The sequence below is a fragment of the Mangrovibacterium diazotrophicum genome (assembly GCF_003610535.1).
In the GTDB taxonomy this organism is placed as follows: Bacteria; Bacteroidota; Bacteroidia; order Bacteroidales; family Prolixibacteraceae; genus Mangrovibacterium; species Mangrovibacterium diazotrophicum.
The window spans coordinates 2,003,973-2,018,986 of record NZ_RAPN01000001.1 but is presented as its reverse complement, the minus strand read 5'-3'; the positions used below and the strand labels follow the sequence as shown (position 1 = coordinate 2,018,986).

The following is a 15,014-nucleotide window of genomic DNA, read 5'->3' as shown; positions in this document are numbered from 1 at the left end:
AAAAGTTTACAAGAAACTGCAGAAACTTTTGAGGCGAATTGAAGTTGCTGTCCGCCTAAAACAAAAAACACCCTGCAAATGCTGCAGAGTGTTTTTCTATATGATTCAGTTTCAATTCTTAGAAATTGATTTTACCACCGCGTTTACGTTCCGCTTCTTTCAGGAAGATTTTCCGCATACGAAGGGATTCCGGTGTTACTTCCAGGTACTCGTCGTTACCGATGTATTCCAGCGCTTCTTCCAAGCTAAATACGATTGGAGGAGCCAGTTTCACTTTGTCGTCAGAACCAGATGCACGCATGTTGGTCAGCTTTTTCGACTGGGTTACGTTAACAACGATATCGTCGGCACGGCTGTTTTCGCCAATCACCATACCTTCGTAAACTTCAGTTTGTGGTCCAATGAAGAATTTACCACGGTCTTGCAGTTTGTTCAGGGCGTAGGCGAAAGTCGTTCCCGGTTCTTTGGCGATCAACGATCCGTTTTGGCGTCCTTCAATAGTACCTTTCATCGGTTGGTATTCAATGAAACGGTGTGTCATCACAGCCTCACCTGCAGTCGCAGTCAACATGTTGGTACGCAAGCCAATGATACCGCGTGAAGGGATCAGGAATTCCAGGTGAATACGGTCACCTTTGCGTTCCATATTTTGCATTTCACCTTTACGAACGGTTGCCATTTCAACAACTTTACCGCTGTACTCGTCTGGCACGTCCACGTGCATTTCTTCGATTGGCTCGCATTTGATACCGCCAATTTCTTTGAAAAGCACTTTCGGTTGTCCAACCTGTAGCTCGTAACCTTCGCGACGCATAGTCTCGATCAATACAGACAAGTGAAGTACACCACGTCCGTAAACCGTGAATGAGTCAGCTGATTCGCCTTGAACGACACGAAGAGCCAGGTTTTTCTCCAACTCTTTGTCCAAACGTTCTTTGATGTGGCGTGAAGTCACGAATTTTCCTTCTTTACCGAAGAACGGAGAATCGTTGATGGTGAAAACCATACTCATTGTTGGTTCGTCCACCGCAATCGGATCCAATGGTTCCGGATTTTCAAAGTCGCAGATCGAGTCGCCAATGTCGAAGCCTTCGATACCAACCAGGGCACAAATATCGCCATCGTGCATCGATTCAACTTTTTGACGTCCTAAACCGCTGAAAGTATGAATTTCTTTGATTTTGCTTCTTTTGATAGAGCCATCGCGTTTTGCCAATGCTACCTGCATGCCTTCCTTCAATTCACCACGGTGGATACGACCAATCGCGATACGTCCAACGTATGCTGAATAGTCCAATGAAGTAATCAGCATTTGCGGCGTACCCGGGTTTTCCTTCGGAGCAGGGATGTGTTCCAAAATCGCGTCGAGCAGAGGTCCGATGTTGTCGGTTTTTGTTGCAAGGTCGGTTGTCATCCAACCTTCTTTAGCAGAACCATAGATTGTTGGGAAATCCAACTGATCTTCGGTCGCGTCCAAGCTGAACATCAGGTCGAAAACCTGTTCGTGCACTTCTTCCGGACGACAGTTCGGTTTGTCTACTTTGTTAACAACAACGATTGGTTTCAGACCCAAGGCCAACGCTTTGGATAGCACGAAACGCGTTTGAGGCATTGTACCTTCAAAAGCATCGGCTAGCAGAAGCACACCGTCGGCCATGTTCAATACCCGTTCTACTTCGCCACCAAAGTCGGCGTGGCCCGGAGTATCGATGATGTTGATCTTAACGTCTTTGTAGGTTACCGAAACGTTCTTCGCCAAAATGGTGATACCACGCTCACGTTCCAGGTCGTTGTTATCGAGAATCAGGTCTTCACGTTTTTCGTGATCCTTAACCAGGTTACAGTAGTAAATGATTTTGTCAACCAAAGTCGTTTTGCCGTGGTCAACGTGTGCGATAATCGCGATGTTTCTAATCTTCTGCATATAATAATCCAAAATTGGTGGCGCAAAGATAGTTTTATTTCGTTTGCAGGCACCGTAGGTGTAAATTTATTGACGGTAACTTAACAGGCTGGTTCGGAATTAGTTTAAAAATCAGACTGTTTATCTCGTTCTAGCCTCATAATTCCATGATTGGACTATTGAATAAATGTGTAAATTGGCTGTTTCAGATAGTCCAAAATAGGAATACGTTTGTCTTATGATTTTAATAACCATTGATACGAAGAGTCGTCACCCATTGTTTGAACAAATTGTTGATCAGATTCGGAGCCTGATTGAGTCGGGAGGGCTGAAGGAAGGAGAGGTACTTCCTTCGACCCGTAAACTGGCCGAAAATGTCGGCGTGAATCGGGCAACAGTCTACCGTGCTTACGAGGAGCTTTGGGCTGCCGGGTACATTGAAGCGGTCGCGGGCGGCTATTCGAGGGTTCGGAAACGAATCGATCCGGTAAAACAACAAGCTGAGATTGTTGTCGATCGTTTCGGCTGGGAAGGGCATTTGTCGGATGCTTTCATGTCGATCAGCCAAACTCGGTTGTTTTCTTCGGCACAGTTGGATGGACTGATTGATTTTCGATCGCTCAGCCCGGATTCCGATTTGCTGCCTGTCGAGGATTTTCGACGGAGTATGAACGCGGTAATTCAAACTGAAGGTGCCTCTGTTCTGCAATATGGCGATCCGGCGGGCTACCTGCCTTTGCGCGAGCTTTTGGCCCGGCAGATGAAACAACACGGCATTCATACTTCGGCCGATGAGATTGTCCTGACCAATGGCATGCAGAACGGAATTGAACTGGTTTGTCGTTTGCTGACAAATCCGGGTGATTGTGTATTTGTGGAGAGCCCGACTTACGCATCGGCTTTGACGATGATGAATTACCTGGGATTAAAGGTGCAAGGCATTTCAATGACCTCGGCGAGCATGAATTTAGATGAATTGGAAGCATCGCTTCGGAAGCAAAAGCCCAAACTGATTTATTCGATGCCAACTTTTCACAATCCGACGGGGATCTCAACGTCCCAATCGCACCGGGAACGCCTGCTTCGTATTTGCGAACGCTACGGAGTTCCGCTGGTTGAAGACGGCTTTGAAGAAGAGATGAAATATTTCGGGAAAGCTGTGCTTCCGGTAAAATCAATGGATCGAAAGCAGCAGCTCATCTACCTCGGGACTTTTTCCAAGATTCTTTTTCCAGGCCTGCGGATTGGGTGGATTGTGGCGCCGGTTACCTTGGCCGAAAAACTCAGGCGGATGAAGGAAGTAACAGACCTGTCGGGTAGCCCTTTGACCCAAGCAGCTGTTTTCCGTTTTTGTGATCAGGGATTTTATGAATTGCACAAAAAGCGAATCCATCGCGCTTACCGGAAACGGATGCAGCTAGCATTAGCCGCTTGTCGGGAGTTTCTTCCGCAGCAGCAGGTTCAGTTCACAAGGCCTGAGGGAGGCTACCTTATCTGGCTGACGACTTGTTTCCCGCTGGAAAGGGAAGCCGAATTGAATCAGAAGCTGATAGGTACGGGTGTTGCGGTTTCGCCCGGAAGCCGATTTTTCGCGGCGGATCCGGAAAAGGCACATTTTCGACTATCGATCGCACACAGAAAAGAGGATGAGATTGTGGAAGGGATCAAACGAATTGCAGAGGTCATTCAAAATTTCAACTAAATGTATAAACTGAAACCGACTCAATACAAGCTCGTTTTGCCGAGCTTGAAAGAGGTGCCGATTAATCATCTTTTTGCTTTGGCGGTTGCCAATTGCAAGGTTGACGGCGAGATTTATGTCGATAATCCCGAACGACCTTCGACCTTTCTGATTCGGCACAACTACGGCATGTTGCTGCTATGGGGCAATAGTCAAAACGAGGCATTCAATCAAAAGCTCAGATCTTACCTCTTAGACTCTAAGAAACTTCGACACCAAGCTGAGTGGCTGCAAGCTTCTCCTGTTGCGTGGGATTCCGTGTTGGAGAATCTGTTGGGCGGGGAAGTGGAAAAGGATAGGCGGTTGAACTTTCAGTTTAACCCGGCGAAATTCAGGCTGTTTATGCAGCCAGCGGAAAGCGAATATCAATTGGCTAGGACAGATGAAATTCTGTTTCAGCAGATGAAAGGAATGGTGGTGCCGTCCAATTTTTGGAGCAGAGCCACTGAGTTTGCTGAAATTGGTTTGGGATACACGATCCTTAAAGATGGTGTTCCGGTTTCGACCGCATTTTCGGCTTTTGTCGAAGGTGACGAGTTGGAAATTGGAATAGAAACCCAACAGGATTATCAAAGGCTGGGACTGGCTCCGATTGCATGTTCTGCGCTAATCGAACACTGCTTGCAGCATGGATTGACGCCCCTGTGGGCTTGTCGTGAAGGCAATGCAGCTTCTGCAAAATTGGCAACTAAACTGGGATTTGAAGTCAAGAAAACAACAGCTTATTATAAATTACCAAATGCAAGAATAATGAACCAGATTAGCATTTCAACTGATAAAACAAAACTTGATGTCTCACTGATCTACGAATTCTTGAGTGAACGCTCGTATTGGGCGAAGGGAAGAAGTCGGGATATTGTGCAGAAGTCAATTCAGAACTCCCTCTGTTTTGGAGCTTATGATGAAAGCGGAAACCAACTTGGATTTGCCCGTGTAGCGACAGACTATTCGGTTTTCGGGTGGTTGATGGATGTTTTCGTTTTGGAACAGCATCGTGGAAAGGGGATCGGCAAGAAGTTAATCGAAGCCATTGTCAATCACCCCGACTTGAAAAACTTAAGTCGACTGGGCTTAGGCACGGCCGATGCACATGGTCTCTATCAGCAATATGGTTTCACCGGTCTGTCAAAGCCGGCGAATGCCATGGAACGGCTCAATATTGGTTGAATACAGAGTGACTTTAAAAATTGAAGCGGACTCGACAGCATTGCTTGCTGAGTCCGCTTTTTTTATATCTGTTATGTGGTGAATTCAGGTTTGTCAGCGTCAGAAATCTGCGGGACTTACAGGTTCGGGAACGACGTTTCGAATTGGCTTGGTGCTTTTCAGGTAAGCAAGCATTGCCTTTAGATCATCGTCCGTTAAATTCGAAAAGTTCTGCCAAGGCATTGGAGGCAGTAACTTGCGGGTTCCTTCCAACCCTTTGTATTGTCCTTCCCGCATCGCGCGAATAAACTGTTCATCTGTCCAAGTTCCGACACCCGATTCATCAGATGAGATATTTGCAGCGTAGCTAATTCCCCAAGGTCCAACGGCTGAGGTCAGACTCATATTGAATAATAGCCAGCTCGACAAGGCGTCTTTGGCTACTTTGTCGCGCAGGTCGCCTTCCATGTGTCCGGCAAAGTGATTTTCCGGATCAGGAATCGGACCGTGATCAGACATCACTTTTGGTGTGTGACAGTCCTCGCAACCGATACTCGATACTAAATAGCGGCCTCTTGCGATAATTTCTTCTTGAGTAGGAGGTGTTTCGGCGACTTCTTTTTTCTCAGTTTGGGTTGTACAGCCAATTAATCCAACGAGAAACAACAGGGAGAAAAGTAGGTGTCTCATAGTAAAGAATTTAGTGTTTAATTTGGTTTGAAAACCAGTTCTTTGTGTCTTTAAAAGACATTGATGTCCGTTACTACGAGGGAACTTTGCAGAGGTTTGTGAAATGCCACGATTATTTTAAAAAGAAATTGGAATTAGGAGCAAAAAGGAACAAGTGCAATTTTTTCGGATCTCTTGGAAATGAAGTTGTTGTCGTGCGGTGAGATTCGGGTTGATAACTCTCGATATGATTAGCGCTGTTGATGGGGCTGTTGAAAATCATTTCTGGATTTAGTGAAGGCTGGCGGCCTATACTAATAAGTGAACTAGATCTCCATCTGTTAATATAAGTGAAGAATGGGGATGTAAATTTTCGTCGTTCCTTCGTCCCCAAAAACGGAATACAATGAAGCGTAAATTGAAATTGGATTAAAAGACTCCGCCCTCGGGCGTTTCTGTAAAATCAGGATGTGTTATTTTGTCCAAAGGTTCAACTTCGGTAACCCAAATCGGCTCCAATGGTTTGAGCGATTTTTCATCCTCCTCATTTAACGGTCGCCTGGTGAATTGGGCGAACCAACTGTAAATTTCATTATCATCAAAGAGGCGGCTCAAGTCGTGTCCCTTTTTAGTCAATCGGTCATATTTAACCAATGCGTGGTGCGCTTCCAGCGCCTTCACCATCTGATCCGATCTCAGAACGGGTACCAATCGGTCTTGCACTCCGTGAAAAACCCAGGTTGGTATGTGGTAGATATTGTCGGCCCAGGAAGTATTGCCTCCGCCACACATGGGCGCAATAGCTGCAAACCGATTCGGATACATGTTGGCAAGTTCCCATGTTCCGAATCCGCCCAGGCTCATTCCTGTCAGGTAAATCCGGTCGTTATCAATCCGGTACTTGGTATTCAACTCCACCATCATCGAGTCCAGCCAGTTTTCGCTCGACCAGCGTTTGCCCCAGGGACATTGCGGCGCAACGACAATAAAGTCCATTTTTTTACCGTGGTCCAGGAAATAGGGAAGTCCGTAACGGCGCACCCGGTTCAAGTCAGTGCCGGAAACTGATCGACCATGCAGATAGATGATAACCGGATACAAATTAGCTTGTGTGCTATCGTAGTTCTCGGGTAAGTATGTAAGGTAATTATAATGCACCTTTTTGAGCTCCGGATCAGCTGCAGAAGACGACAGATGAAAGACTAGAGCAATGGCGATTAAAAAAAATGTTCTTAGGGTGCTTATTTTCATATACTTTATACCATAATCCGAAGGCGAAAATAAGAAATCGGCAGAATCGGGAAGCTCTGTTAACAATCTTTAGCTAAAAATTTCCGTCGAAATCCGCCTTTTGTTTTGTTATCTGGTTGTAGATCAGTGTTTCGTTCATGTTTAAGAATTTATTTGAAAAAGTTTGCGGGTTCGGAATTGTTACTACATTTGAGGCGATTTCGAAGCTGATTTCAGAAGGTTTTCGAAGTGTGATATTTTTAATAGTCAGTTTGTTAAAGACTCGTTGTGTTGTTGTTGGAAAAGGAGTTGAAGTATGAGAGCCCGAATTATTGTTACATTCATTTTGCTGAACATTAACGTTCTCGTGGGCTGTGGTCACCGTGCAGCGGAGGAGCGCAACCTGAACATGAACTTAAATTTGCCCTTGGTGCTGGGAAAAGATACCGAGCTAAAGCCGTTGTCGGAATTGCGAGATGGCGATTTGCAGAAAAAGCTCGATGCCGAGATTGACAAAAACGGCAAATGGAAAAAGTTGATTGACAATAAAATGATGGCAGTTGGTTTGGTCGACCTTCGCGATTTAAATAATATTCGTTTTGCCAGTATTAATGGAGACGAAATTATGTATGCGGCCAGCCTGCCCAAGATTGCCGTTTTGCTGGCAACTGCTGATGCACTCGAAAAAGGGGAGTTGAAAGAAACGCCGGCAATACATAATGATATGCGGTTGATGATTAGCCGCTCAAACAATGAGGCAACCACACGTTTGATTGATTTGCTGGGCTACGATAAAATTCGGGAGGTAGTCACATCGCCGGAATACAAACTTTACGATCCGGAGCAAGGGGGTGGTTTGTGGGTTGGCAAGCGCTATGCCAAAACAGGCACACGTGTGCCCGAACCAATTAAAGGAATAAGTCATGCTGCGACCGCTGACCAGGTTTGTCGTTTTTATTATATGCTGATACAAGGCAAGTTGGTTAGCTACGATCGTTCGAAGCAAATGCTGGATATGATGATCGATCCCGAGATTCATCACAAATTTGTTAACTCAATTGAGAAGATACGCCCCAATGCCAAGTTGTTCCGAAAATCTGGCACTTGGAAAAACTATCACGCCGATTCAATTTTGGTGTGGGGGGAAAATGATCGCTTTATCCTGGTGGGTTTGCTGCAGGATGATGATGGAGAAAGAATTTTACGCCAATTAATATATACTGTTGAGGACGTGTTGGACGAATGCGATGAAGCTTTATCTTTAGGTAAATAAGATCGCTAACCGATGAAGAATTTTGAGAGCTCAGTAACCGGCGTTTTCAAAGAAGCATTTATTTATTTTCTGAATAAGTCGTTTGATATTCGAATGGGAGAATATCGGCGGGTATTGCTGATGCAGCTCAATGTTTTTTTGATTATTACCACGCTTCTCATTATAAAGCCTATTGCCAACTCGCTGTTCCTTTCTTCGTTTGGCTATTCTTATCTGCCAATGGCGTTTATTTTGGTGGCGGTTTTGGCGATTGTGATTTCCTGGTTTTACTCCAAAATTTTGTCAACCCGGTCTTTTGGCAACATCATGGTACGGACCCTTATTGGCTCGGTGGTTTGCCTTTTTATATTTGGGGTGTTATTGCGCTTGAATGTTTTGGTGCAGGTTGTCCTGTTGCTGTTTTACGTTTGGGTCGCTTTGTTCGCTGTTGTTTCCTCCTCGCAATTCTGGATTCTGGCCAATATTATTTTTAATCCCCGCGAAGCCAAGCGGGTTTTTGGTTTTATCGGGGCGGGTGCCATTGGCGGTGGCATTTTCGGGGGCTACCTCACTTCAATTATTGCACGTTCGTTGGGGAGCGAAAACCTGATCTTTTTGAGCATGTTGGTTTTATTACCGTCAATTTGGATTACCAGGAGGATGTGGGCCGAACGCGATTCGGAAACCAAGCACTTCAAGCAATTGAAAGTGAAAGAGGATACGATACCGGAGAATCCATACCGGCTGATACGCAAGTCGCGGCACCTGACTTTCATGGCTGGGATTATCGGTGTTGGCGTTATTGTTGCTAAACTGGTCGATTACCAGTTCAGCGCGATTGCATCGCTGGCCATTCCCGATCCCGATAAGTTGACTTCATTTTTTGGGTTCTGGTTTTCCAACTTCAACCTGTTGTCTCTTTTTATTCAGCTGTTTGTTACCCGGCGAGTGGTTGGGGTGTTTGGTGTTGGGACGTCTTTGCTGTTCCTGCCGGGTGCGATTTTTTTGGGAGCTGTGCTTATGTTGTTCTTCCCGGTTTTGGGCGTTGCCGTTTTTATCAAATTCAGCGATGCCAGTTTGAAACAGTCGATTAACAAGTCGGCCACCGAACTGCTTGCACTGCCGATTCCTGTTGAAATTAAAAATAAAACCAAGTCGTTTATTGATGTTTTTGTTGACAGTGCTGCTACCGGGATTGGTGGTTTAATTCTAATCTTTCTGGTGAATGCGTTCAACCTGTCGACCAATTGGATCAGCCTGATCATTATCGGTTTACTTCTGCTGTGGGGCTATTTTGCCTTGCAGGTGCGCAAGGAATATTTGAAATCGTTCAAACTGAAACTGAGCCCGAAAGTGGCTGCAGAACAGTCGAGCAGGAAGAAGGGAACGGAGGAATCTGTGATTGGGGGATTGGTGCGCCAATTGGACAGCGCGAACGAAAAACAGTTGCTTTACGTGATTCAAAAAGTACGGGAGGTGCCGGATGAGCGATTTTACCAGGGCCTTAAAAAGTTACTGGATCATCCTTCTGCGCTGGTTCGGGCTGAAGTGATCGTAAACTTGAGAACTTACCTGAATCACAACCTTTCCGGGAAAATGAATCAGCTGATCAGTGATCCGGATTCGCAGGTGCGAGTGAATGCATTGGAGTATCTGCTGACCCTGGCACCAGGCAACCGCGTCGAGATGCTGGAAGCATACCTTGATCACCAAGACCCTGAAATTCGACGCTCTGCCCTTTTGGCGTTGGCTCGCGAAACAAGGGGGAATTACGAACTTCAGAATTGGTTTTCATTCGGCAAACATTTACAAAAGCAGATTGCTTTGCTTGACGAGGATACAACGGCGGCAGAGATGGATGAACAGCGACAATTCGTGCTGCAGGCGATTGGACTCTCATCAGCAACAGCTTATTTCAGATACATTGAGGAGGCTTTCGCTTCACCCAGGCCCGAAGTGGTAAAGCTGGCAGTTGTAGCTGCCGGAAATGCTGCCCATCCGCAATTTATCGGTCGGTTGGTCGAAGCTTTAACCCAACCAGCTTATTCCGCGTTGGCGGTGCAGGCACTCGCTAATTTTGGCATCCAGGTTTTCTCCTTTTTCCAGCAGATGATTGAGGCGGAAGACATTCAGGTGGATGTTGTTCGCAAGTTGCCGATGGTCGCCGAAAAAATTAATAGCCAGAAATCGATCTCGTTCTTGTTTTATCTGCTAGACTACGAAGACTATTTGGTGCATCTGGAGAGTTTGAAGGCGCTGACGGTGATTAAACAGAGTTTTCCGAACCTGCATTTTGACAAGCGGCTGGTGATGAGCCGAATTGTGGAAGAAGCGCATTTGTATCAGAATAGCCTGATCGTGCTCAACTCCCGTTTTTCGAATCACCAGGAGGAGGTGGCGGAACCGGAGAATATTACCGAGGCCCGGAAAAGTTTGATCAATTTGCTGGAGCGCCGGCTGGATGGAAGCCTGGAGCGAATTTTCAGGTTGTTGGAATTGCGTTATCCGCCCGAAGATATTTTTACGGCCTACAAAGGAATTCAGAGTGAAAAAGCCGAAGTACGCATGAACGCCGTTGATTTTTTGGATAATCTGCTGGAAACCCGCCTGAAAAAAGTGCTGATCCCGATTCTCGAAACCTCGGTTTCACATTCGATGACAGAGCCAATTATCGGCTTGTTTATGGAAAAAGAACCGGATGAATTTACCTGTTACAAAATGCTGCTTGAGGGTGTTGACGTGAAGGTGAAACTCGCTGTGTTTTATTTGCTCGAACAAAAAGCGGATCGAAGCTACTTGCTTTTGGCTGAAAAGCACCTGGAGGTTCGGAACCCGAAAGTTCGTTTTTTCGCGTTGAAGGCGAAGAATGCGATGCTTTCAGCCAATTAACTATTTCTTTCGGATCAGATCGTCAATGCTGCTTCCAAGTCCAAGGTGATCCAGATTCGAGTTCTTCTTCAGCACATTCGACATCAGGGCAACCATGTAAATTGTGCCATCTGGTTGCTCAACAATCACCACCGAGTTCATGTAATTTTCAACATTGCCCATGTATTTTTTGCATTCGAAACCTTCTTCGGGTTTGCACTTATACAAACTACCCGACTTAAAATAAATGGCTGCATTGGTCAGTCGGGGAGAGGAGCCGTAGCGAATACGGCGGTCGGTCATGTACATCAGGCGTTTGATCTCCAGGCTGGATTTTTGATCGACAATTTTTCCGCGTTCCATGGCAACGAGGTATTTCATCAAGCCTCGCGGCGTGCCAATACTGCCGCCCTCGCCGGGAACAATTTTCTTCGCACCTTGTGTAAACATGCTGCCTAGCCGCCATTCGTCTTCCGTGATATCCAGCTTGCGAAGTGGCGCGTTCACAACCTCATTGGCGAGCGTTTTTAAAGTTGCTTTAGGGGTTGTGGTGAAATATTCGGTTGCTTTTGCTTCGGTCAACGCTGGATAGTCTTTTCCAAAGGCCCGCATCAGCATTACTTCGCGCCAAACAATACTGGCCGCGCTGTTATTGCTCACCGACAACATGTGGTCGGCCCATTCAAACAACGAGAATACATCGTCTTCGCGAACTGTTCGTTTAAAAAACTCTCCGGTTTCCGGGTTATAAAAAGGAACCGTGTGCGAATCAAAATTTCCCCAGGTGCCGGCACGAACCATTTTCGTTTTCAGCAGCGCAATACGTTTTTCGTACGAGTCGGGGTAAAGGTTGGCCAACTCCGTAAACAAGCCTGCCAAAACGGCCAGTTTGCCCACACTTCCGGGCTGAAATCCTTTTGTTTCCTGACGACCGGCATAACGGATTTTCTTTCCCGGTGTGATATCCATCAACGCTACCGAGTAGCTTTCGTCCAGATTCGGGAACAAGCTGCTTAACTGCTGCTGTAGTTTCTTGTCAGCATCGGGCAGCGTAACCAAGCTGTCTCCTTTGGTACCCAGAAGGTTTAGTTTGATATCGTTAATCGACTTTAAAGCCCCGGGGATTGGCTTTGTGTCTTTTACTTCACCATCGATAATTTTCTGCAGTCGCAGCAGACGACGAATTCCGGAATAGGCATACCCGTCGATTGGATAAGGCAACGCTTCAACCACCGTGAAGAGCAGTAAAAGTGCAATGAGCGCTGAACGAGCGGCAGTTTTTATCTTCATTTTAAAATCGTGTTAAGTGAAATAGCTTTCGGAATGTCGCTTCCTCCGGAAATTGAATTCAGGTATCCGGTTGATTTAGCCATTTTGTTTTCCACAAACGGACGAACCTGGAACAACCACAGCTTATCGTTTTTGAAGCCGAGTTCCACGTCCCATGGCCCATTGCTGTGCACCCCGGGGGTGATTTGCATTTCCTGTTTTAAGGTTTCGGCAAACACCCGGATCTGGTTCATGTTTTCGGTGGAGAGGATCGGTGTTTCGAACGTGCAGGCAATTTTTGCTGTCCCGCCGGTAATTGGCAAACTCGTGTATTCGGGTTCACGTGCCGGAGCAACCAACCGGTTTTTACCGTCAGCCTGCAGTACGTAGCTTTCCGCAGCCTGTCCATCCACAGCACCACCCGCTCCCCGGCTAAAAGCAATAGTGAGTTCGTCGGCTTTACCCGACTGCACCCCTTTTGTAATCAGGACACCCGAGTAATTCACGTCGACGCTCGGAATAATCAGGATAGAAGGGTAGACGTTTTCCGGGTTGAGCAAATAGCTTTGACGCCATTTGTAGCTTCGCTCGGAGTAGGGTGAAGCCCAAACTTCCTTGATGCCCTGGATAATTTTATCCGCATCCAGAATATTGAAGAGTGTCAGATTCAGACCAGCACCGGTAAATTCTTTCAGGTCCTCCATGTTCGTATCACTACGCAGGAAAACGGGGACGCTTCCCAACGGACTACCCAGTACAGATTGAAATTGTGTCTTTAGATCTTCTTTAAAAGCTGGGAGCAGCTCCATTTTTTTAATCGCTTCACGAAGAATAGCAAGTTGAGCCAGCACATATTCATCGATTTCTGCTTTCGACAGACCGTCGGTTTGTTTGGCTGCTGCGGCTTGGAATGTTTTATTCAGGAATTGCCAGTACGAACCGTCGGTTCCGGGCATTGGCTGATCCATGTGCTCTCGGAAGATGCCGAACGGTACCACCAATCCTTCCACAACATGGTCAGGGAAGAGCTGCTTCAGTTGTCCCAGGTTAGCCGCTTTGGGACCGCATAATTTGCCCGAACTGTTTGCATTTACATTGCGAAGATTTACCAGTTTAACCTCATCGAGCTCGATCCGGTCGACCGGAATGGTAATTTTTTCCTCATTCCGTTTTTTCACCTCGAACAGTTTTTTCTCTTCATCAGTCATTTGTTCGGCTGGTTTCATGATGACCTTGCCTTTGGGCGACACGGCGTAGAAGACGGTAGTGCCGGAGTATTTTTTCAGATCAGCCAGGTTTTGTCCAGATAGCACAGCATTGGGGATTGCCAGGTTGCGGGCGAGCAACTGCACGTGCGAAACCATGTTCCCTTCGGAAACGGTCGCTATTCCGGCAACCGGTTTCAGGTCGGAGGGAGGGCTGTCGAACAGGTAAATTTTATCTCTCGAAACTTCCAGATCGTGTGTGTTTCCTTCAACAACAACCAATTCGCCTTTGGCAAAACCGGGGTTCAAACCGCGGAAGTGGCTTTGGTTATCGATGTCCATCACCTGGTTGGATTGGTTGGATAGCGCGTAAATAAAGTCGCCCATTCGGCCAATCGAAGCTCCCATGGGGAGTAGCATTGACGAGCGGATTCGGTCGTCGGCAAAGTGATAAGCCAGTGGCTCAAAATCACCAAAAAGTTTGATTGTCGGGCCGAACACGGCACGGTTCATGGCTGTTCCCCATTCGATCACACCTCTGGCGCTGTCGTGCAGTTTTTGTAACTGATCAAACGAAATTTCGGTTGGCTGCTGATTGTGCAAACTAGGTTTGATGGATTCCCACTCCCAGTTTTCCAGGTAACCACAACCGGTTGCGGCCAGTCCCAAATTTTCGTTCAGGCGGATCAACTCTTTGAGGTTTTCAGGTTTCCAGTTGGTTAGCTCGGTAAACAGAATTTCTTCCAGTTTGATTGAAATATCGAGAAACGGCAGGCGGTTTTCGGGAATTTCTTTTTGCAAGTCAATCCGGATTTTGAAAAGCAATTGGCTGATCGCTTTTATCCGCGCTTCTCCTTTTGTTTCAGCTTGCTCATCGGCAAATTCAAAAACAGCTTTTCGCAGTTCGGACACAGGTGATGCGTGTGCAGCCATCTTCTGAAGATCTTTCAATACAATGGGTTTGTAGTATTCTTCCAGAGCCAATACGAGTTTGTCAATCTGCTCTTTCGAGGCGTCCGACATTTGGTCGTAGTTCTGACTGCGGTAATTTTTCACCCGTTCCAGGTCGGTATGATCCGGTTGCCCGTGAATTTTAATCCGGGTATCTGAGAAGGTCGGATTGCCTTCCGCGATCAGTAGTGACAACGAGCGGATATTTTGCAGGTTGCGTGTTTCCTGTGCATGAGGGATGGTACGTGCGGCTTCCCGGATCAGAAAGAACTGGTCGTTAATCGCATCATTATTCCCCAACAGCCAGGTTAAAAACTGGATTCCCCAGGCACTTTCATCTTCGGCCTGAATGGCTCCGCGGTAGTACTGCGCACGGCGCAGAACCCAGCCGTTGTCGACACTCTGCAGGTATTTTTCGAGGATGTACTGTTTTAGTCGGGAGTGATTGTTTTCCGCATCCCAAAAATCTTCGTTGGGCGTTGTGGCCAGGATTTGACCCAGGAAGATGTGATTGGTTTTGCCCAACTTGATGATTTCATCTTTATAGCGGGCGCGTTGCACACCGCCGGGTTCGGGGCAGCGCTGTTGCGGAAGTACTGTCGAACCGTCTTTACAAAACCACAAAATCTGCTGGTATGGGCCTTTGGGGTCTTTTTTCAGAGTGCCTACCAGTTTGCTAAGCTCGTCGTTAGTAAGTGCTTGTGTGTGTCCGTTGAAACTAAAACCAATAATCAAGAGAAGAAAATAAAACAACCTGACTTTCATATCACTTCTTTAAAT

9 protein-coding genes are annotated in these 15,014 nt (G+C 46.5%); 4 read left to right on the top strand and 5 right to left on the bottom strand.

Annotated features, from left to right (window positions below; translation table 11 throughout):
- Positions 1–118: 118 nt before the first annotated feature.
- Entirely contained in the window at positions 119–1,924 is a 1,806-nt protein-coding gene (gene typA, locus BC643_RS07870) for a translational GTPase TypA (RefSeq protein ID WP_120272568.1), read from the bottom strand.
- 217 nt (positions 1,925–2,141) lie between these two features.
- Between typA and pdxR the strand changes: the two genes are divergently transcribed.
- Together pdxR and BC643_RS07860 are read left to right on the top strand one after the other, a co-directional pair.
- Entirely contained in the window at positions 2,142–3,605 is a 1,464-nt protein-coding gene (gene pdxR / locus BC643_RS07865) for a MocR-like pyridoxine biosynthesis transcription factor PdxR (protein ID WP_120272567.1), read from the top strand.
- Entirely contained in the window at positions 3,606–4,811 is a 1,206-nt protein-coding gene (locus tag BC643_RS07860; protein WP_120272566.1) for a GNAT family N-acetyltransferase, read from the top strand. It abuts the gene before it with no gap.
- A 99-nt stretch (positions 4,812–4,910) separates the two neighbouring features.
- Here the strand turns inward: BC643_RS07860 and BC643_RS07855 are convergent, their stop codons facing one another.
- On the bottom strand, positions 4,911–5,480 hold the full coding sequence (locus BC643_RS07855) for a c-type cytochrome (protein ID WP_120272565.1): 570 nt from the start codon (positions 5,478–5,480) through the stop codon (positions 4,911–4,913).
- 408 nt (positions 5,481–5,888) lie between these two features.
- Positions 5,889–6,710, bottom strand: a complete 822-nt coding sequence (locus BC643_RS07850) for a carboxylesterase family protein (RefSeq protein ID WP_120272564.1) — start codon at positions 6,708–6,710, stop codon at positions 5,889–5,891.
- Between the two features lie 295 nt (positions 6,711–7,005).
- Between BC643_RS07850 and BC643_RS07840 the strand changes: the two genes are divergently transcribed.
- Both BC643_RS07840 and BC643_RS07835 read left to right on the top strand, forming a co-directional pair.
- A complete protein-coding gene (locus BC643_RS07840; RefSeq protein WP_211338011.1) occupies positions 7,006–7,962 on the top strand; it encodes a serine hydrolase in 957 nt (318 codons plus the stop codon).
- Between the two features lie 12 nt (positions 7,963–7,974).
- Positions 7,975–10,830: an MFS transporter gene (locus tag BC643_RS07835; protein ID WP_120272562.1), complete on the top strand. Its 2,856-nt coding sequence runs from the start codon at positions 7,975–7,977 to the stop codon at positions 10,828–10,830.
- On the opposite strand, the gene BC643_RS07830 is transcribed toward BC643_RS07835, so the two are convergent.
- Both BC643_RS07830 and BC643_RS07825 read right to left on the bottom strand, forming a co-directional pair.
- Positions 10,831–12,099, bottom strand: coding sequence for a serine hydrolase (locus tag BC643_RS07830; RefSeq protein WP_120272561.1), 1,269 nt, complete (start codon positions 12,097–12,099; stop codon positions 10,831–10,833).
- A complete protein-coding gene (locus BC643_RS07825; RefSeq protein ID WP_120272560.1) occupies positions 12,096–14,999 on the bottom strand; it encodes a PEP/pyruvate-binding domain-containing protein in 2,904 nt (967 codons plus the stop codon). The genes BC643_RS07830 and BC643_RS07825 overlap by 4 nt, the downstream gene beginning before the upstream one ends.
- Between the last annotated feature and the right edge of the window lie 15 nt (positions 15,000–15,014).